The sequence below is a fragment of the Streptomyces sp. NPDC002926 genome (assembly GCF_053591755.1).
This window is the reverse complement of sequence record NZ_JBSFUK010000005.1, coordinates 342,679-360,315: the sequence shown is the minus strand read 5'-3', so window position 1 is coordinate 360,315 and position 17,637 is coordinate 342,679. Positions and strand designations below refer to the sequence as shown.

Genomic DNA, 17,637 nt, shown 5'->3' with positions numbered 1-17,637 from the left:
ATGCGTCACTCCGACAGACCGGGAATTCCCAGTCCATCGAGGAATCGGAAGAAGAGTTCCTCGGCGAAAGGCTCGGGCCGCTTGGCGCAAAGTACCCCCTTGAGCGGTCCCGCCGCCATGGTCGTGCCGGCTTCCGCCGACCACTCCGCCGCCCGCCGCACCGCGTCGTCGGCGGTCAGGAAGAGATCGTCGAGCACCATCCCGCTCGCTTCGAGATACCCGGCCATCGCCTCCCGGGCCAGGCACGCGTACCAGGATCCGCTGTCCGGCGCCGCCGCCTCCACGACCACGCAGTCGCTGTCCATGACGAAGCCGAAGAGCACCGGTGAGCCCATCGACCGGGCGAGCGCGCCCATATCGCCGATATCGGGCTCCTTCGGGTGCTGCCAGATCTGCCAGCCGTCCGCCCGGCGCTGATACAGCGCCAGATTTGCCCGTACCCCGGCCAGCGCACCCTGCTCCGCGAGTGGCCGCCCGCTCCTGCCCACGACGTAGTAACCCGAGAATCCCATGCCCCGCTCCCCCCATGCCTGAGACACCAGCCTGACCCGGAGGATCAGTCACACGTCCCTCGCACACATATACGCCACAACTCTGTTACATTCTGCCCACCTGGAACTCGGCCTGCACGGCGCCCAGTTGGGACCGCCGCGGCCGTGAAGTCGGGTGTGAGCCCGCGCGCCCCCGGGCGGGCTCACACCGCGACCTCCCGAGGGCCCCGCACGGCCTTGACGCTCTGCATGCGCGTCAGCCTGCGGACGACGAGGATCGCCAGCAGCGCGGCCACGATGTCGACGAGGTCGGTGCCGATGAACGCGTTCGCGGCCGTCCTGAGCGCCTCCGCCGTCTTGGCACCGTCGTACTGCCTGTCCGCGACACGGTCGATCAGCATCGAGATGATCCACGCCGTCCACCAGGCGTTGAGGACGGCCTGCGACTCCCCTTTCGACCTTCCGTACGGGTCCTGGCGGCTCGCCCTCCAGATGTCACCGGCGACCCCGCGCGGGATCCACAGATTGCCGATCGGGATGAACCAGCCGCCGATCGCCCAGCCGGGGCCACGGCTCTGCAGATCCGGCGCGAACACGCCGGCGTTGATCCGTACCCGGTGGAACCAGATGACGAAGACCACGGCCGCCGCCAGGAGTCCGACGGCCTGAAGCACGCCCGCCGCAGCGATCAGCGCGTCCGCCCGCTCCAGGTCCTCGTCCGCGAAGACCGCGAACCTGTCTCCCGGCAGCGGACCCACCACTCCGCGGAGATTGACCGATGCGAAGACGGAGAAGAGGTCGGCCACGATGACGCACGAGAGCAGCGCCACAACGGCGTACGAGAGTCCGACCGGCGAGCGCAGTGCGGATGTGGGCCCGGAGTAGCCCATCGAGGAGCGAGCGGGCGGCGGAGTGCTGTTGGCCGCGGCTACCGAGCAGCCGTCGCAGAGGCCCTCCCCCGTCGTGGCCGCATTCGTTCGGCAGTTCGAGCAGAGCATGGCTGGGCGGACCCCCACGGGTGAGATGACGCCCCTCCCCAGAGGCGTCACAGAATCGCGGCCGCACAACGTGCGGCCGCCAGCGGAAGATATGTCTCCCCGGCGGCCGCCGTCCAGCATGAATCAGTTCAGCCCAGCTTTCCGGCCAACTGCTCAAAGGCTTGCCAGCTGCGCACCGGCGTGCGCGGGTCCCACAGCTTCTGGGACGTCGCCCGCAGCGGCATGGCGATGCCGCGTGCGACCTGGTCCTGGGTCTGCGCATTGGAGAGGTCGCACCAGATGGCGAAGCGGCCGCCCAGGATCTGGTCCGAGTACCTCCGGGGCACCGGCTGGGTGCCCCGGATCACGAACGGGGTCCACTCCTCGTAGATCCGACGGCCTGTGGGGTAGCGGAACTCGTTCGGCTCGCCCAGCACGTAGTACATGTACTCGTCGTTGAGATTGATCAGCCGACGCCCCTCGCGGAGATACTCCTCCGGCGGCCTCGCCCCGATCTCCTTGCCCGTCCAGTACTCGACCTCGAGGTCCTTGTCCGCGGCGACCACACCGCCCCGGAAGAAACCGTCGTTCCAGGCCTTGAGCTTGCGGCCCAGCGGGCGCAGCACCGCCGCCCGGTCGTTCACCCACGCGGTCGCGAGGTCCTGGACCCGCGCGTTCGGCCCGTACTTCTGGCGGGCGAGGGCCGCGAGCTGCGGGAAGGACGCTTCCGGGTTCTTCCTGACCAGCGCCTGGTACTCGTCCCCGCCGAGGTGCCAGTACGCGCCGGGGAACAGATCCGCGTACTCCTTGAGCAGCTCGTCCACCAGCTTCGCCGACGCGGGCTGCCCGACGTCGATCGCCCCGGGCACGGTCCGGCCGGCCGCGTCCCGCAACTGGAGCTGGGGATGCGCGGCCAGCACCGCACCGAGGTGGCCCGGGGAGTCGATCTCCGGGATGACCGTGATGTGCAGCCGCGCGGCCAGGTCCACGATCCGCCGGACCTCGTCCTTGGTCAGGTGCTCGCGCGAGACGATCTCGGGATGCGTGTCGGAGGCGATACGGAAGCCCTGGTCGTCCGAGAAGTGCAGGCCCAGCTGGTTCATCTTGAGGTCGGCCATCTCGCGCAGCCGGTCCTCGATCCAGCCCGCCGTGAAGTGCTTGCGCGCGATGTCGACCATCAGCCCGCGCTGCGGCCGGTCCGGCTGGTCCCGTACGACGCCTTCCGGCATCGCGCCCCCGGACCGCACCGCCTGCTTCAGCGTCCGGGTCCCGTAGAAGACCCCGGCCTGATCAGGACCGGAGATCCTGACCCGGCCGCCGCGGGTGAGGACGGTGTACGACTCGGGCTTGCCCTTCGCCGCCGTCGCGAGCGCCAGCTCGACGTCGCCGGCCCGGGCGGGGACCGCGCCCCGGTAGCCGAGCTTCAGCTCCTTCGCGATCAGCTGCCCCTCGTCGGCGAGGGCCTCGCTGCCCTTGGCGATGACGACCCCGCCGGTCCCGGGCCGCCAGCCGGGACCGCGGGCCGGCACGTGGGTGCGTACGGAGGGAATGGTGTCGGGAGCCTTGGAAAGGGGGTAGGTCCTGGAGGGCGAGGGCGCCGCGGCCACGGGTGTCTTCCCTGCGCCGCGCACACCGCCACCCGTCCCGCCGGGTTCACCGCTGGAGCAGCCGGTCAGCGTCATCGAGAAGGCCGCGGCTGCGGCAACGATCGCGCCGGTGACCCGCGCGCGCTCAGAGTGCCGTGTCACTCGGATACCTCCCATTTATGGCGAAACTACGGCGAAGCACCCCCCTTCCAGGTCTATCACGCGACGCGGAACTCTCCCGTCCGGGTGAAAATCACGTATCCGTAGGACAGCTCCCGCGCGGCGTGGATAGCGTTATGAACCATCCATCACTTGTCTCCCAGCCGTCCCGCTGTCCCGTTCGAGGAGCCCACGCTGTCCAGCGAATCCCACGCCGGCCTCCCGAAGCGACCGCCGACACTCCACCACACCCAGCGGGCCCTCACCCCTTCGGCCATACCCTCCCCGCGGCACGGCGCGCCCGGCCTCGCGCATTTCAACGCCGCCCCCGCCGACCTGGCCGAAGCCGTACTGCTCGGCTGCTGCAGCAGCCGCCGCTGGGCCCAGCGGCTGGTCGCCCACCGCCCCTATCCCGACCTCGACGCGCTGCTCGCCGCCTCCGACGAGGCCGGCTACGACCTCTCCCCCGCCGACCTCTCCGAGGCACTCGCCGACGAGTCATCCGCGGGTCTGCACCCCGGTGCGCCGCAGGCCGCGCAGACCGCGCTCTCCGCCGCCCACGCCGCGTACGAGAGCCGCTTCGGCCACGCCTTCGTGATCAGCCTGCACGGCTATCGCCCCGAGGAATACCTCGACCAGGTACTCGCGGGTATCCGCACCCGCCTCGCGCACGAGCCGGACGAGGAGCGGGCCGTTTCCGCCGAGGAACTGCGCGGCCTCACCCGCTCCCGACTGGCGCATGTAGTGGCCAACCATCCGGAATCAGACGTCGCGGGGGCTTCCCGATAGCCCGTCCGAGGCTGTTTGATTGCCTGTTTGATCACACCTGAGGACCCCGGGCGAACGAACCGACAACTCGTCGCTACGATGGCCAGGGCCGGTGGACCGTACCCGGCCGGGCCAGACCGACCCCCCAAGCCGGCAGGCCCCAATCCCCGCTCCCGGAGGGTTCTGCCGTGCCGGCTGGAACGCTGTACCGCGGCCGGGAAGGAATGTGGTCCTGGGTGGCTCATCGAGTCACCGGCGTCCTCATCTTCTTCTTCCTGTTCGTACACGTGCTGGACACCGCTCTCGTCCGCGTCTCTCCTGAGGCGTATGACAGTGTCGTTGCCACGTACAAGACGCCGATCGTCGCGCTGCTCGAATACGGCCTGGTGGCCGCCATTCTCTTCCATGCGCTCAACGGCCTGCGTGTCATCGCTGTGGACTTCTGGTCCAAGGGCCCGCGCTACCAGAAGCAGATGTTCTGGACCGTCATGGCCATCTGGTTCGTGCTGATGGTGGGCGCCCTTTACCCGGTGCTCGCCCACGCCGTACGTGAACTGTTCGGGAGCTGACGCCAGATATGTCTGCTGACACTTCTTCCGTGATCGGTCCCGTCGAGGGCGTGGAGCCTGCGCGCCGATTCGATGCCGACAATCCGGCCCCGTACATCGAGGCGCCTCGCCGGCGTACCGAGAAGACCCCGAAGTCGACCCGCGGCAACTTCGAGATGGCCGCATGGCTCTTCATGCGCCTGTCCGGTGTCGTCCTCGTCGTCCTGGTCATCGGCCACCTGCTGATCCAGCTCGTGCTCGACGGCGGCGTCTCCAAGATCGGCTTCGCCTTCGTGGCCGGCCGCTGGGCGTCCCCGTTCTGGCAGACCTGGGACCTGCTGATGCTGTGGCTCGCCATGCTGCACGGCGCCAATGGCCTCCGTACCGTCATCAACGACTACGCGGAGCGCGCCAACACGCGCCTGTGGCTCAAGGGCCTGCTGTACACCGCCACGGTGTTCACCATCCTTCTGGGCACGCTGGTGATCTTCACCTTCGACCCGAACATCCGCTAAAGCCGGGGCTGACGAGACCAATGAAGATCCATAAGTACGACACCGTCATCGTCGGCGCGGGCGGCGCCGGCATGCGCGCGGCCATCGAGTCGACCAAGCGCAGCCGTACCGCCGTACTGACGAAGCTGTACCCGACCCGCTCCCACACGGGCGCCGCGCAGGGTGGCATGGCCGCCGCGCTCGCCAACGTGGAGGAGGACAACTGGGAGTGGCACACCTTCGACACGGTCAAGGGCGGTGACTACCTGGTCGACCAGGACGCCGCCGAGATCCTGGCGAAGGAGGCCATCGACGCCGTCCTCGACCTGGAGAAGATGGGCCTGCCGTTCAACCGGACGCCGGACGGCACCATCGACCAGCGCCGCTTCGGCGGGCACTCGCGCAACCACGGCGAGGCGCCGGTCCGCCGGTCCTGCTACGCCGCGGACCGCACCGGCCACATGATCCTCCAGACGCTGTACCAGAACTGCGTCAAGGAGGGCGTGGAGTTCTTCAACGAGTTCTACGTCCTGGACCAGCTGATCACCGAGGTCGACGGCGTCAAGAGGTCGGCGGGTGTGGTCGCGTACGAGCTGGCCACCGGCGAGATCCACATCTTCCAGGCGAAGGCCGTCATCTACGCCTCGGGCGGCACCGGCAAGTTCTTCAAGGTGACCTCCAACGCGCACACCCTGACCGGTGACGGGCAGGCGGCCTGCTACCGGCGCGGACTGCCGCTGGAGGACATGGAGTTCTTCCAGTTCCACCCGACGGGCATCTGGCGCATGGGCATCCTGCTGACGGAGGGCGCCCGTGGTGAGGGCGGCATCCTCCGCAACAAGGACGGCGAGCGCTTCATGGAGAAGTACGCGCCCGTCATGAAGGACCTCGCCTCGCGTGACGTCGTCTCGCGCTCCATCTACACGGAGATCCGCGAGGGCCGCGGCTGCGGCCCCGAGGGTGACCACGTCTTCCTGGACCTGACTCACCTGCCGCCGGAGCAGCTGGACGCCAAGCTCCCGGACATCACCGAGTTCGCGCGTACGTACCTCGGCATCGAGCCCTACACGGACCCGATCCCGATCCAGCCGACCGCGCACTACGCCATGGGCGGCATCCCGACGAACGTCCAGGGTGAGGTCCTGCGGGACAACACCACCGTCGTTCCGGGTCTGTACGCCGCCGGTGAGGTCGCCTGCGTCTCGGTGCACGGGGCCAACCGCCTGGGCACCAACTCGCTGCTGGACATCAACGTCTTCGGCAAGCGGGCCGGCATCGCCGCGGCCGAGTACTCGGCGAAGGCCGACTACGTCGACCTGCCCGAGGACCCGGCGTCGTTGGTCGTGGCCCAGGTCGAGCGGCTGCGCTCCTCCACCGGCACCGAGCGGGTCGCCGAGATCCGCAAGGAGCTGCAGGAGACCATGGACGCGAACGTCATGGTCTTCCGTACCGAGCAGACGATCAAGACCGCGGTCGAGAAGATCGGCGAGCTTCGCGAGCGCTACCTGAACGTCTCCGTCCAGGACAAGGGCAAGCGGTTCAACACCGACCTGCTGGAGGCCATCGAGCTGGGGAATCTGCTCGACCTGGCCGAGGTCATGGCCGTCTCCGCACTCGCCCGCAAGGAGTCCCGCGGCGGTCACTACCGCGAGGACTACCCCAACCGCGACGACGTCAACTTCATGCGCCACACCATGGCGTACCGCGAGGTGGGCGACGACGGCACCGAGTCGATCCGGCTCGACTACAAGCCGGTCGTCCAGACCCGCTACCAGCCGATGGAGCGTAAGTACTGATGGCTACTCCCGTCATGGACAAGGTGGAGGCGGAGAGCGCCGCCTCGCCCTACATCACGGTCACCTTCCGGATCCGCCGCTTCAACCCCGAGGTCTCCGACGAGGCCCAGTGGCAGGATTTCCAGATCGAGATCGACCCCAAGGAGCGTGTACTCGACGCCCTCCACAAGATCAAGTGGGACGTCGACGGCACACTCACCTTCCGGCGCTCCTGCGCGCACGGCATCTGCGGCTCCGACGCGATGCGGATCAACGGCAAGAACAGGCTCGCCTGCAAGACGCTGATCAAGGACATCAACCCGGAGAAGCCGATCACGGTCGAGGCCATAAAGGGCCTGACGGTCCTCAAGGACCTGGTCGTGGACATGGAGCCGTTCTTCCAGGCATTCCGCGATGTGATGCCGTTCCTCATCACCAAGGGCAACGAGCCGACGCGTGAGCGTCTGCAGAGCCCCGAGGACCGCGAGCGCTTCGACGACACCACCAAGTGCATCCTGTGCGCCGCGTGCACGTCCTCGTGCCCGGTGTTCTGGAACGACGGCCAGTACTTCGGGCCGGCGGCGATCGTGAACGCGCACCGCTTCATCTTCGACTCGCGTGACGAGGCCGGCGAGCAGCGGCTGGAGATCCTCAACGACAAGGACGGTGTGTGGCGTTGCCGCACGACGTTCAACTGCACGGACGCCTGCCCGCGCGGTATCGAGGTCACCAAGGCGATCCAGGAAGTGAAGCGCGCGCTGATCACGCGTCGTTTCTGAGCGTCTGAACCTCCCGGCAGCGGTAGTTGCCGAAGCGGTACCAAGGGTCCCGCCTCCCGGTCCTGGGCGGCGGGACCCTTCGCCGTACGGCTTCGCTTCACCAACGCGCGCGATACCTGGCAGGATCGTGCTGTCTGACATGTGCAGCAGGAAGCGGGGACGAGATCATGAGCGAGCCGAATCCGTACGCGGACGGGGAGCCCGAGTACAAGTGGGGACCGACACAGCCTCCGGGGACGCCGGCGTACGGCTACCCGAACCAGGCGCCGGGGTACGGATATCCCGGCGCGACCACCCCCGACTACAGCCAGACGCAGCCGGCTCTCCCCATCCCCGCTGCCGGGCCGCCCGCTCCCATGGGCGGCGCCCCGCTGGTGTCGATCGGCGACATCACTGTCATGGGCGACTCGATAGTGACGCCCGCCGGCACCCTCCCGCTGAGGGGCGCGGTCTGGAACGCGACGGACATGTCGCGTACCGAGGAGAAGATCCCGGCGCACGCCATCGTGCTGGCGGTCGTGTTCTTCATCTTCTGTCTGCTGGGTCTGCTCTTCCTGTTGATGAAGGAGAAGACGACCACGGGCTTCATCCAGGTCACGGTGACGAGCGGCGGCAGGCACCACTCGACGATGATCCCGGCCCGCGGGCCCGAGTCCTTCCAGATGGTCATGGGCCAGATCAACTACGCGCGCTCGCTGAGCAGTATGTGACGGCGCCCTCTAGAGCTGGCTGTTGATCGTCGCGTCGGTGATCTCCGTGTCCCTGGCGAGCATCATCGCCTTGCTGAGGATCACGGCGAGCATCCGGTCACCCTCGAAGGGCAGGTATCCGGCGTTCACCGCGCCGCTGCCCGCCGACGGGACGATGCACAGATAGCGCTCGTGCGGATCGATCAGGACGTTGCCCGAGCCGAGATGGATCCGGTAGGCGTGCCGATCGCCGCGGACCCGCAGGAAGCGGCCGTCGACCGTGCAGCGGTCGGCGATCGCAAGCCGTGGGACGAGCCGGGTGAGCAACTCGCGGCGGGTCGCGGCTGTTTGGGACAGCTCGCCGAAGCCGTACGAGGTCCAGTAATCCCGGAAGCGGCCGCCGGGTCCGCCGTCCCGCCAGGTGGGATCGTTGCCGACGGAGGCCACGCCCACGAACAGGTCGACGTCGCGCAGGACTTCGGAGAGCACCGGCTCGGGTATGCCGGTCAACGGCAGCGGGTCGACGGGTGTCGCGTCCTGCCATCGGCCGGCCTGTCGGTAGGCGCCGCCGCCCGCGTGTGCCCGGTTGGCGGGGGCGTCGATCGGGTAGAAACGGACCTGGTCGGTGACGATGCGGGTGTAGGCGCCGGAGTCGGTGAGGTCGTCGTCGTCCCCGCCGCCGGCGCCCTCCACCCAGTACTCGGCACGCAGCCCCCACTGCGGCAACTCCCTTACCGCGGGCGGGTAGGAGTCATCGACGCTGAGCCGGAGCCGGGCGGTCCAGCCACGGACCGCGGCCAGGGAGTTGAACTGGTGCTGGCGCAGGATGTGCCCGGCGAAACGGTTGGAGTAGGTCCCGGTGGTCCGCTCCGCGTCGGTGAGCGGATACACCTCGCGGTGGGCCTGTCTGAACGGCTGGGTGACGCGCTCGGCCTCCAGCCGCTCCCGCCAGGCGGTGACTTCGTCCGCCGGGCGGGAGACCGGATGCCAGAGCTCGACGACGGCGGTGCCGGTGGCGCGCACAGGGGCGCCGTCCAGCGTGTGCAGTTCAGTGCCGTGGAAGTACGCGGGAGTGCCGCCGATCATCCAGATCAGCCGGCGGGCGAGCGTGCCGACCAGCGGGTGGTCGAGGCAGCGCCGGCGCCAGTCCTGGTACGCCCAGGTGCGACGGGCCAGGAACTGCCGGTCCAGCCGCTCGGCCTGCGCGGTGAGCATCTTGTCGATGTCCTTCACAGCGGCCTTGAGCTCCTTGAGCTCGTCCGGGAAGCCGCGCTTCACGGCCGCCGGCACGCTCTTGACGGCTTTGTCGGCCGCATTGCGCCAGGACAGCACGGCCCTGCTGCCGTGCACTTCCAACAGGGCGGTGTATTCGCCCAGTTCGTACTCGCCGTGGCCGACGCCGGTCAGCCCGTACGCCGGTACGGCGAGCTCCTCGATCTCCTCCCGGCCCAGCCCGAGCGCCTGTGCCCGGGCGTCGAGAGCGGCGCTCAGCTGATTGAGGGTGCCCTTGTAGGTGACCCGGGTGGACAGTCGCGCGAGTTCGGCGAGGGCCGCGTCGCCGTCCGTACGGGAGAGCCCGGTCACGCCCGCGTTGGCGACCTTCGGGTTGCGGGGACCGACGTGAGGGACCTTGCGCAGAGACGTCTCGACGAGGGCTCCGAGAACGCGTGCGGTGTCCTGCCCGGCCGGCAGCAGGGCGGTCAGCCAGGCGACTCCGCGCAGGGCATCGGCGTTGAACGGGTCGTACAGGCTGTTGTGATCGGCCCGGCGCCCGTTCGCGTACAGCTGGATCGTCCGTGGCCGGCCCACGAGCCGGAGCCAGTTCAGCACCGCCACCCGCACGGCCCCGGTGCCGATCTCTTCGATCAGCGCGCGGCCGGCCTGCTCCCATTTGCCGGTGGGCTTGGCGGAGGTGGCGGTCCGCAGATGCGCCAGCAGCCGTCGCCCCGCGTCGCCGAACCGGGCCGCGTCCGCCAGGGCCCGGTCCGCCCACGCCTCGCCAGGGTTGAGGACGGGGTCCTCGACCCGGTCCAGTGCGAGGGAGAGTCCGGGAGCGACGCCGTAACTGTCCAGCAGGGAACGGCGCAGCAGGGCGACGAACGCGCCGGGCAGCTCACGTCCCGCGTCCAGTTCGCCCTCCGCCAGCGTGATCAGTTCGTGGTAGGCGTGGAAGGTGTGGGCGGTGCTCAGCTCTTCCATGCGCGTAAGCCGATCGGCGCGGACGAAGTCCTGCGGGAGCCCGCGCCCGACGATCCCGACAAGGGTCAGTGCGTGCGTACGGAGGGGGTCTCCCCAGGGGTAGGCCCGGGAGCGCTTCACCAGCCCGTCGGCGAGCCGCATCCGCTCGTCCTCGGGCAGCTTGCGGACAGCGTCGAGCACCGGCACCCCGTCGCCGTCCCAGTGGTTGTCGTTGCCGGTCTCGATATGCAGCAACTCATCGGCGAGGAGGCCCATATTGCCTTCGGCGGCCAGCTGCCGGACCGTCTCGACCCGCTCCGGGTGGCGCGTCCCCATCAGCCACCCACCAGCGGAACGAGCTTCAGGAAGGTGACCTCCGTGGCGCTGCCGATCTCGAGCTGCTGGTCCAGCTCCTCGATCTGCCGGTCCCCGACCAGCACCAGGAAGCCGTTGCGCCCGAACGCCTCGACGGCACGCTCGTACGCAGGCCCGGCGTCCTGGCCGTCCACGACCTCTTCAAGCACCCTGCGCCGTATCAACTCGCGCAGCGCGAGGCGTTCCTCCGCGACTTCCAGTCCCAGAGCGTCGCGGCGTTCCCCCGATGTCGTCTCGTCGACGAAGGTCACCATTCCCATGCCGAGAACAGTAGAAGCCGCCACTGACAATCAGTCCTGACCGGGGGAGACCGGCCGCTCGAAGAAGGTCTCCAGCGAGACGGTGGCCTGCGTACCGCTGACGCCCTCGATGGCGTACAACCGCCGCAGCACGTCCTGGAGCTGCTCGGTGGTGGCGGTGCGCACCTTCACCAGTACGGACGCGCTGCCCGCGATGATGTGCGCCTCCTGGATCTCGGAGATCGCCGCGAACGCGGCGCCCGACTCCCCCATCCAGGCGGACGATTCGACCATCACGAAGGCGAGTACGCCCCGCCCCAGCGCCGCCGGGTCCACCTCCACCGTCGTACGGCGGATGACACCGCGCTCGCGCAGTTTCCGCACCCGCTCGTGCGCGGCGCCGGCCGAGAGACCCACGGCCTTGCCCAGCGCGGAGTAGGCCTGGGTGGCGTCCTGCTGAAGCAGAGCCACGAGCTCACGATCGATGTCATCCACGCTTGCGACCATACCTCATACTGCGATACGGATACTCCACAGTATATTGTTCAGTGATAGACCTGGAGGGCCAGATCATGTCCAGCAGTACCAGCGCCTCGATATACGAGATCCTGGACGATCGCTTCCGTACCGGACGGTGCGCCAACGGCGACGAGCGGCTGGAGACGCTCCACGACGACTGCCGCTGGGCCGAGGGCCCGCTCTATCTGCCCGCCTGGCGGCAGCTGATCTGGAGCGACATCCCCAACGACCGCATGCTGCGCTGGGACGAGGCGACGGGCGCGATCAGCCTCTTCCGCTCTCCGGCCGGCCACAGCAATGGCAACACGCTCGACCGCGAGGGCCGGTTGATCAGCTGCGAGCAGGGCAACCGGCGCGTGACCCGCACCGAACCGGACGGCACGCTCACCGTCCTCGCCGACCGCTTCGAGGGCAAGCGCCTCAACAGCCCCAACGACGCGGCCGTACGGTCCGACGGCTCGGTCTGGTTCTCCGACCCGGACTTCGGCATCACCAGCGACTACGAGGGCTTCCGCGCCGAGAGCGAGATCGGCGCCTGCAACGTCTATCGCGTCGATCCGGCGATGGGCGAGGTCCGCCTGGTCGCCGACGGCTTCGGCGGCCCCAACGGCCTGGTCTTCTCGCTCGACGAGCGGCAGTTGTACGTCTCCGACACGCGCGCCGGCCAGATCCGCGTCTTCGACGTGCGCGAGAACGGCACCCTCTCGGACGGCAAGGTCTTCGCCGAAGCGGCGGACGGCATCAGCCGTTTCGACAACATCCGCTTCGACGACGAAGGCCGGCTGTGGGCGGCCGCCATGGCCGGCGGAGTGCACTGCTACGACCCGGACGGCACCCTGATCGGCCGGATCGTCGTCCCCGAGGCGGTCTCCAACATCACCTTCGGCGGTCCCAAGAACAACCGGCTGTTCATCACGGCGACGACGAGTCTGTACTCGCTGGTGATGTCGGTGACGGGTGCTCGGCGATACCAGCATGAAGCGGCGCAGCACGTCGCACGGTGAGCCTCTTCATCCGGACGACCGCGCCCTCGACGCCGGGATCGAGGTCGGGATCTACGCGGGATCGAGGCCGGGATCGAGGCCGGGCAGGACGGGCTTCCATCGCTCCACATGCCCGTCGGTCCGCTCGTGATGCTCCATACGGTCGTGGTGGGCGCGGCGTGCCTAGGCCCAGCGGTGGTTCCGGGAGTGCGCCGGTTGGGGGCCGCCGGGGCCGTTGTCAGTGGTGCGCCGTACCGTCGACAGGAGTTGAGCTCGGGGAGGGGACCCGCACGATGACGGCGATGGCGGACGGCCTGGAGACCCGGCTGTACGAGGCGGGGTGGCAGGAGCGCACGGGCGAGGGGCGGCCGGTGCGGGAGCTCCTGGAGTCGCTGGACGAGCCCGAGCAGCGGCAGGCCGCGCTCTGGTTCCACCAGAACGTCATCGACGGCGGTGCGGACGAGGTCAATCGGGATGCGCTGGGCTGGATGGCGTCGCGGCAGCTCGACTGGACCGCACAGCAGGCCGACGAGCTGCTCGGGCGGCTGGCCGGCAAGGACGCCCAGGTCGATCTGCCCACCCTGTTGGGGGAGTTCGTGCCGCTGGTGGGGCCCGCGCTGGCGGCGGCCCGCGCGGCGGGGGCGTACGACCGGGGGCTGGTGCGGTCGCTGCGCCGATGGATGCCGCTCGCGGGGGTCCGGTCCGAGACGATGCGGGAGCAGCTCGACGAGCTGGCTGGGACGGAGCCCGACGCCACCGGGCTGTCGGACGAGCTGCTCGACGCCTTCGACGATTACGGACCTGCGATGCGGGCGGCCCACGGCGCGCTGCTCGCCGCTCCCGGCGTCAACGAACTCCTGTGGCACTGCATGGGCCAGGACAAGCTGCGCGCCACCAAGCGGTGGCGCAAGGAGGCGGCGGTGCTGCTGGACCGCGCGGAGGGCGGTCCCGGCGTGGCGCGGGCGCTGCTGGAGGGGATGGCGGGGCAGCGGGAGCATTCGGTGGCGGCGCCCGCCTGGGTCGGCCCGTACACCGTGCGGGGGATAGCGGCGGAGGGCAACACCCGACTGGTGCGCGGGCTGTTGTGGGCGGCCGCGGACGTCGAGGCGGACTGGGTGGTGCCGGCCGTCGGCGCGGTCGCGCTCAACGCAGGCACGGGGACGGGCGGTTCCGGCGGCGACTGCCGCAGCGGCAGGATGGCCACGACCGCGGTCGCAGTACTCTCGGCCCTCGGCGGCACACAGGGCGAGCAGGCCGTCGACTGGCTCGGCCGGCTCCAGCGCAAGATCCGCAACCGCACGGTGCTCAAAGGCATCACCGCCGCCCTGCAGGCTGTCGCCGAGCGCGGCGGGATCACGCCTTCGATGCTCAGGGAGCGGGCCGTGCCGTCCGTCGGCCTCGACGCCCGCGGCATCCGCGAGGAGCCTCTCGGCGACTACACCGCGGTGCTGTCGATCACCGCTTTCGCGACGGCCACGCTCTCCTTCCGGGGGCCGCAGGGCCGGGTGCTCAAGTCCGCGCCGAAGGCGGTCCGGGAGGAATTCGGCGAACAACTGACGCACGTCCGCGCCGCGCTGAAGCAGCTGCGCACCCTCCTGCCGGTCGAGCGCGCGCGGCTCGAGGAGCATCTGATGGCGGGCACCCAGTGGGCGTCCGGCGACTGGAAGCGGTACTACACCGACCATCCGGTGACCGGCGCGATGGCCCGCGGCCTGCTCTGGGAGACGAGCGCGGACGGCGGCGAGCCGTGGATCGCCGGACTGCCGGAGCGTACGGCGGACGGCTGGGCGCTGGTCGGGGCGGACGGCACGGCGGCCCCGGTGACGGACGGCGCTGTGCTGCGGCTCTGGCATCCCGTGCGCGCCGACGCCGGCGAGGTACGCATCTGGCGCGAGGAGCTCGCCGAGCGCGAGCTCCGTCAGCCGTTCAAGCAGGCCTTCCGGGAGGTCTATCCGCTCACCCCCGCCGAGGAGGAGACGCTCGTCTACTCCAACCGCTTCGCCGGCCACATCCTGCGCTACAACCAGGCGAAGGCGCTGATGGTGGAGCGCGGCTGGCTGGGCAACCACCTGGGGTATTTCAGCGACGGATACGCGGCGGAGATGGTGCGGGAGCTGCCGCGCGCCGGTCAGCTGAACGCGTCCGACGGCGTGTTCTGGCGCGCCCGGTTCCATGTCGAGCTGGCCGAGCAGCGGTCGGACGGCGGAACGGCGTCCCTGTGCTCCACGGACCAGCTGCGCTTCGAGCGGCGGCACGGGGCGCGTGGACCATGGGAGCGGGCCGACCTCACTGCCGTACCGCCGCTGGTGCTGACGGAGGCGATGCGGGACGCGGACCTGTTCGTCGGAGTCGCGTCGATCGGGGCGGACCCGCAGTGGCGGGACCGTGGTGAAGAGCGCGCGTACGACGGGTACTGGGAGGGCTGGGCGTTCGGCGAGCTCAGCGAATCGGCGCGGATACGGCGGGAGTCGCTGGCCAGGTTGCTGCCGCGGACCCGGATCGCGGACCGCGTGGAGCTCACGGACCGCTTCCTGCGAGTGCGCGGCGAGCTCCGCACCTACAAGATCCATCTCGGCTCGGGCAACATCCTGATGGAGCCGAACGACGCCTATCTCTGCATCGTGGTGGACCGTTCGGCGGTCGGCGGGAGCGGGGAGCGGCTCTTCCTTCCCTTCGAGGAGGACGGCGGGCAGCTGTCGGTGATCATGTCGAAGGCGTTCCTGCTTGCCGACGACGAGCGGATCACCGACCGCACGATCACGGCTCAGCTGAGGCGCGACAGGTAGGCGACCCGGTCGGGCCGGAGCGACCGTTCGGGACCTGGGGGTTCACGAGCGGTCGCTCCGGCCCGGGGAGATGACGGGCCCGGTACAACTCCGGCCCGGGAAACACGCGCGGCCGCTCCGGCCCGGTGAGCGCACGAGCCGCGCCGGCCCCGGGGGTTCACGAGCGGCGGCTTCGGCCCGAGGAGATGACGGGCCCGGTACAACTCCGGCCCGAGGAGTGACCGGCCCGGCACAACTCCGGCTGCGGGCGGGCGGCCCGGAGAGCCGGAACGCGATGCGTTCCCCCGCCCCGCCCGCGGCCGGGCCCAGCGGGGTGCCCACGGGCAGTTCCACCGCGCCCGACCGACCGACCGTCCGCCGGACCGCCGCCTCGATCAGCGCGTCCTCGCGATCGACGCAGGCCGACAGCCCGGCGCCCGCTTCATGTGACCTGCCGCTTCGCAAGGGAGCGTCACCCGGCCGGGGTTGGAGCCCTTATGCCACCGCGCCTTCGGGCGGCATCCGGCTTGAACATGTTCAAAAGGAGGTCTACAGTCCATGACAACAGCTTTTGAACGCGTTCAAGGGAGGGTGGGGCATGGACCTCACTGTTATCGCGTACGTCATCTACCTGCTGATCAGCATCGGACTCACCATCTGGGTGGCCCGCACGCTCAGCCGGAACGGCCGGATCTTCCTCGCCGACGTACTCCAGGGGAACGAGAAGCTCGCCGATGCCGTGAACCACCTTCTGGTGGTCGGCTTCTACCTGGTCAATCTGGGCTTCGTCGCCCTGTACCTCAAGGCCGCCGACGCCGTCTCCGACGCGCGCGGACTCTTCGAGGCGCTCTCGGTGAAGGTCGGCGTCGTGCTCCTCGTCCTCGGCGTGATGCACCTCGGCAACGTCTACGTCCTCAACAAGATCCGCCGGCGCGGAGTGATGGAGCGCGAGCAGACGCCGCCGGTGCCGCCACAGGGCTGGACGGGTCAGGCAGGCCAGGGCCCGTGGGCCGCACCCGCCACCGGTCCCGCCGGGGCGTGAGCCCGATGGGTACCCCGGCCGGCACCCCGGTCCGCCCCCAGGCCCGCATCCCGGTCCGTAGACTGACCGTCCTGTACGACGCCCAGTGCTCGCTCTGTGTGCACCTGCGGAGCTGGCTGCTGCGGCAGCGCAAACTCCTGCCACTGGACCTGGTGCCCGCCGCGTCGGACGAGGCGCGGCGCAGATACCCCCGTCTCGACCACGCCGGAACCCTCAAAGAGATCACCGTCATCGGGGACAGGGGCCAGATCTATACCGGGCCCGCCGCCTGGATCGTCTGCCTCTGGGCCCTGGCCGAGCACCGGCCCAAGGCCCACTGGCTCGCCACTCCGGCCGGCGCCCCCTTCGTACGCGTCACGATGCTCGCGGCGGCCAAATACCGCGAGGCGACCGGGGCGGGCGGGGCCGTCGGTACGCCCTGCGACGACCGGTGCTCCGTCCCCGGTTAGGCTCGGACACCGTGACAGAAGTAAAGGCCCCCAAGAGCGAGCAGACCCGCACGCTCATCCTCGAGACCGCGCTCCGTCTCTTCCAGGAGCGCGGTTACGACAAGACGACGATGCGGGCCATCGCACGGGAGGCCGGTGTCTCCGTGGGGAACGCGTACTACTACTTCTCCTCCAAGGAACACCTCGTCCAGGGTTTCTACGACCGGATCGCCGCCGAACACCAGGCGGCGGTCCGGCCCGTGCTCGACCGGGAGACGGATCTGGAGGCCCGGCTCGCCGGGGTACTGAAGGCGTGGCTGGACATCGCCGCGCCGTACCACGAGTTCGCGGCCCAGTTCTTCAAGAACGCGGCCGACCCGGAGAGCCCGCTCAGCCCCTTCTCCCCCGAGTCGGAACACGCGCGCGAGGCGGCCATCGCCGTACACCGGGAGGTCCTCGCCGGTTCGAAGGCCAAGGTCGCGGAAGAACTCGCCGACGTTCTCCCCGAGTTGATGTGGCTCTCCCAGATGGGACTCGTCCTGTACTGGGTCTTCGACCGCTCGGAGGGCCGTGAACGCAGCAGACGCCTCGCCGAACGCGGCGCGAGGCTCACCGCGCGCGGTGTCGCGCTCTCCCGATTCCGGGTGCTGCGGCCGCTCGTACGCGAGGTGCACGAGCTGTTCACGGACTTCCTTCCCGGGATGGCGGAGACCGTCGCCGCCCGCAAGAAGTAGCGCGGAATGACGTACGCCCCGGCCGCCGCCCACGTGTTCGTCCCACAGGGGGGCGGCGCCGTCAGCGGCTCGCTCCGCCCGAAGACCCGGCCGCCCCTGGGCTCCGCC

General features: G+C 69.7%; 17 protein-coding genes. 11 read left to right on the top strand and 6 right to left on the bottom strand.

Features of this window, described 5'->3' with window-relative positions:
• Window positions 1–5: 5 nt before the first annotated feature.
• From ACWDZ6_RS13200 to ACWDZ6_RS13190, 3 genes are all read right to left on the bottom strand, one after another.
• Entirely contained in the window at window positions 6–512 is a 507-nt protein-coding gene (locus ACWDZ6_RS13200; RefSeq protein ID WP_366730099.1) for a hypothetical protein, read from the bottom strand.
• A gap of 182 nt (window positions 513–694) precedes the next feature.
• Complete coding sequence (locus ACWDZ6_RS13195; RefSeq protein ID WP_451502903.1) at window positions 695–1,507, bottom strand: DUF4328 domain-containing protein; 813 nt, start codon at window positions 1,505–1,507, stop codon at window positions 695–697.
• Between the two features lie 110 nt (window positions 1,508–1,617).
• Window positions 1,618–3,231: a beta-N-acetylhexosaminidase gene (locus ACWDZ6_RS13190; RefSeq protein ID WP_451502902.1), complete on the bottom strand. Its 1,614-nt coding sequence runs from the start codon at window positions 3,229–3,231 to the stop codon at window positions 1,618–1,620.
• 135 nt (window positions 3,232–3,366) lie between these two features.
• On the opposite strand from ACWDZ6_RS13190, the gene ACWDZ6_RS13185 reads away from it, so the two are divergent.
• The 6 genes from ACWDZ6_RS13185 to ACWDZ6_RS13160 all read left to right on the top strand — a co-directional run bounded on the left by ACWDZ6_RS13185 (window position 3,367) and on the right by ACWDZ6_RS13160 (window position 8,287).
• Window positions 3,367–4,002 carry a 2-oxo-4-hydroxy-4-carboxy-5-ureidoimidazoline decarboxylase gene (locus ACWDZ6_RS13185; RefSeq protein ID WP_451502901.1) on the top strand — a complete coding sequence of 212 codons (636 nt, stop codon included), beginning with the start codon at window positions 3,367–3,369 and terminating at the stop codon, window positions 4,000–4,002.
• Window positions 4,003–4,169: 167 nt separating this feature from the next.
• Window positions 4,170–4,550: a succinate dehydrogenase, cytochrome b556 subunit gene (gene sdhC / locus ACWDZ6_RS13180; RefSeq protein ID WP_389174439.1), complete on the top strand. Its 381-nt coding sequence runs from the start codon at window positions 4,170–4,172 to the stop codon at window positions 4,548–4,550.
• Window positions 4,551–4,558: 8 nt separating this feature from the next.
• Complete coding sequence (locus ACWDZ6_RS13175) at window positions 4,559–5,044, top strand: succinate dehydrogenase hydrophobic membrane anchor subunit (protein WP_451502900.1); 486 nt, start codon at window positions 4,559–4,561, stop codon at window positions 5,042–5,044.
• A gap of 20 nt (window positions 5,045–5,064) precedes the next feature.
• Window positions 5,065–6,819, top strand: coding sequence for a succinate dehydrogenase flavoprotein subunit (sdhA, locus tag ACWDZ6_RS13170; RefSeq protein ID WP_451502899.1), 1,755 nt, complete (start codon window positions 5,065–5,067; stop codon window positions 6,817–6,819).
• Window positions 6,819–7,577, top strand: coding sequence for a succinate dehydrogenase iron-sulfur subunit (locus tag ACWDZ6_RS13165; RefSeq protein WP_366730096.1), 759 nt, complete (start codon window positions 6,819–6,821; stop codon window positions 7,575–7,577). The genes sdhA and ACWDZ6_RS13165 overlap by 1 nt, the downstream gene beginning before the upstream one ends.
• A gap of 167 nt (window positions 7,578–7,744) precedes the next feature.
• Window positions 7,745–8,287: a hypothetical protein gene (locus tag ACWDZ6_RS13160; protein WP_451502898.1), complete on the top strand. Its 543-nt coding sequence runs from the start codon at window positions 7,745–7,747 to the stop codon at window positions 8,285–8,287.
• A 9-nt stretch (window positions 8,288–8,296) separates the two neighbouring features.
• On the opposite strand, the gene ACWDZ6_RS13155 is transcribed toward ACWDZ6_RS13160, so the two are convergent.
• From ACWDZ6_RS13155 to ACWDZ6_RS13145, 3 genes are read right to left on the bottom strand one after another with little or no spacing between them, the layout of a single operon-like run.
• The gene (locus ACWDZ6_RS13155) at window positions 8,297–10,780 is read right to left on the bottom strand and encodes a DUF4132 domain-containing protein (protein WP_451502897.1); all 2,484 of its coding nucleotides are present in this window, start codon (window positions 10,778–10,780) and stop codon (window positions 8,297–8,299) included.
• Window positions 10,780–11,079: a hypothetical protein gene (locus tag ACWDZ6_RS13150; protein WP_451502896.1), complete on the bottom strand. Its 300-nt coding sequence runs from the start codon at window positions 11,077–11,079 to the stop codon at window positions 10,780–10,782. Before ACWDZ6_RS13150 ends, ACWDZ6_RS13155 begins: the two co-directional genes overlap by 1 nt.
• A 30-nt stretch (window positions 11,080–11,109) precedes the next feature.
• The gene (locus ACWDZ6_RS13145) at window positions 11,110–11,553 is read right to left on the bottom strand and encodes an Lrp/AsnC family transcriptional regulator (protein ID WP_326652101.1); all 444 of its coding nucleotides are present in this window, start codon (window positions 11,551–11,553) and stop codon (window positions 11,110–11,112) included.
• Window positions 11,554–11,630: 77 nt separating this feature from the next.
• On the opposite strand from ACWDZ6_RS13145, the gene ACWDZ6_RS13140 reads away from it, so the two are divergent.
• The 5 genes from ACWDZ6_RS13140 to ACWDZ6_RS13120 all read left to right on the top strand — a co-directional run bounded on the left by ACWDZ6_RS13140 (window position 11,631) and on the right by ACWDZ6_RS13120 (window position 17,529).
• Window positions 11,631–12,581, top strand: a complete 951-nt coding sequence (locus ACWDZ6_RS13140) for an SMP-30/gluconolactonase/LRE family protein (protein WP_451502895.1) — start codon at window positions 11,631–11,633, stop codon at window positions 12,579–12,581.
• Between the two features lie 272 nt (window positions 12,582–12,853).
• Window positions 12,854–15,346, top strand: coding sequence for a DUF4132 domain-containing protein (locus ACWDZ6_RS13135; protein ID WP_451502894.1), 2,493 nt, complete (start codon window positions 12,854–12,856; stop codon window positions 15,344–15,346).
• Between the two features lie 577 nt (window positions 15,347–15,923).
• Window positions 15,924–16,367: a hypothetical protein gene (locus tag ACWDZ6_RS13130; RefSeq protein ID WP_451502893.1), complete on the top strand. Its 444-nt coding sequence runs from the start codon at window positions 15,924–15,926 to the stop codon at window positions 16,365–16,367.
• 5 nt (window positions 16,368–16,372) lie between these two features.
• Window positions 16,373–16,816: a thiol-disulfide oxidoreductase DCC family protein gene (locus ACWDZ6_RS13125; RefSeq protein WP_451502892.1), complete on the top strand. Its 444-nt coding sequence runs from the start codon at window positions 16,373–16,375 to the stop codon at window positions 16,814–16,816.
• Between the two features lie 11 nt (window positions 16,817–16,827).
• Window positions 16,828–17,529: a TetR/AcrR family transcriptional regulator gene (locus ACWDZ6_RS13120; protein ID WP_366730086.1), complete on the top strand. Its 702-nt coding sequence runs from the start codon at window positions 16,828–16,830 to the stop codon at window positions 17,527–17,529.
• The last annotated feature ends 108 nt before the right edge of the window (window positions 17,530–17,637 follow it).

What these genes read in the sequence shown, in the direction of transcription:
- ACWDZ6_RS13200 (WP_366730099.1), bottom strand. Translation starts at nt 512, where the DNA reads ATGGGATTCTCGGGTTACTACGTCGTGGGCAGGAGCGGGCGGCCACTC.
- ACWDZ6_RS13190 (WP_451502902.1), bottom strand. Translation starts at nt 3,231, where the DNA reads ATGGGAGGTATCCGAGTGACACGGCACTCTGAGCGCGCGCGGGTCACC.
- ACWDZ6_RS13175 (WP_451502900.1), top strand. Translation starts at nt 4,559, where the DNA reads ATGTCTGCTGACACTTCTTCCGTGATCGGTCCCGTCGAGGGCGTGGAG.
- sdhA (WP_451502899.1), top strand. Translation starts at nt 5,065, where the DNA reads ATGAAGATCCATAAGTACGACACCGTCATCGTCGGCGCGGGCGGCGCC.
- ACWDZ6_RS13165 (WP_366730096.1), top strand. Translation starts at nt 6,819, where the DNA reads ATGGCTACTCCCGTCATGGACAAGGTGGAGGCGGAGAGCGCCGCCTCG.
- ACWDZ6_RS13160 (WP_451502898.1), top strand. Translation starts at nt 7,745, where the DNA reads ATGAGCGAGCCGAATCCGTACGCGGACGGGGAGCCCGAGTACAAGTGG.
- ACWDZ6_RS13155 (WP_451502897.1), bottom strand. Translation starts at nt 10,780, where the DNA reads ATGGGGACGCGCCACCCGGAGCGGGTCGAGACGGTCCGGCAGCTGGCC.
- ACWDZ6_RS13150 (WP_451502896.1), bottom strand. Translation starts at nt 11,079, where the DNA reads ATGGGAATGGTGACCTTCGTCGACGAGACGACATCGGGGGAACGCCGC.
- ACWDZ6_RS13140 (WP_451502895.1), top strand. Translation starts at nt 11,631, where the DNA reads ATGTCCAGCAGTACCAGCGCCTCGATATACGAGATCCTGGACGATCGC.
- ACWDZ6_RS13135 (WP_451502894.1), top strand. Translation starts at nt 12,854, where the DNA reads ATGACGGCGATGGCGGACGGCCTGGAGACCCGGCTGTACGAGGCGGGG.
- ACWDZ6_RS13130 (WP_451502893.1), top strand. Translation starts at nt 15,924, where the DNA reads ATGGACCTCACTGTTATCGCGTACGTCATCTACCTGCTGATCAGCATC.
- ACWDZ6_RS13125 (WP_451502892.1), top strand. Translation starts at nt 16,373, where the DNA reads ATGGGTACCCCGGCCGGCACCCCGGTCCGCCCCCAGGCCCGCATCCCG.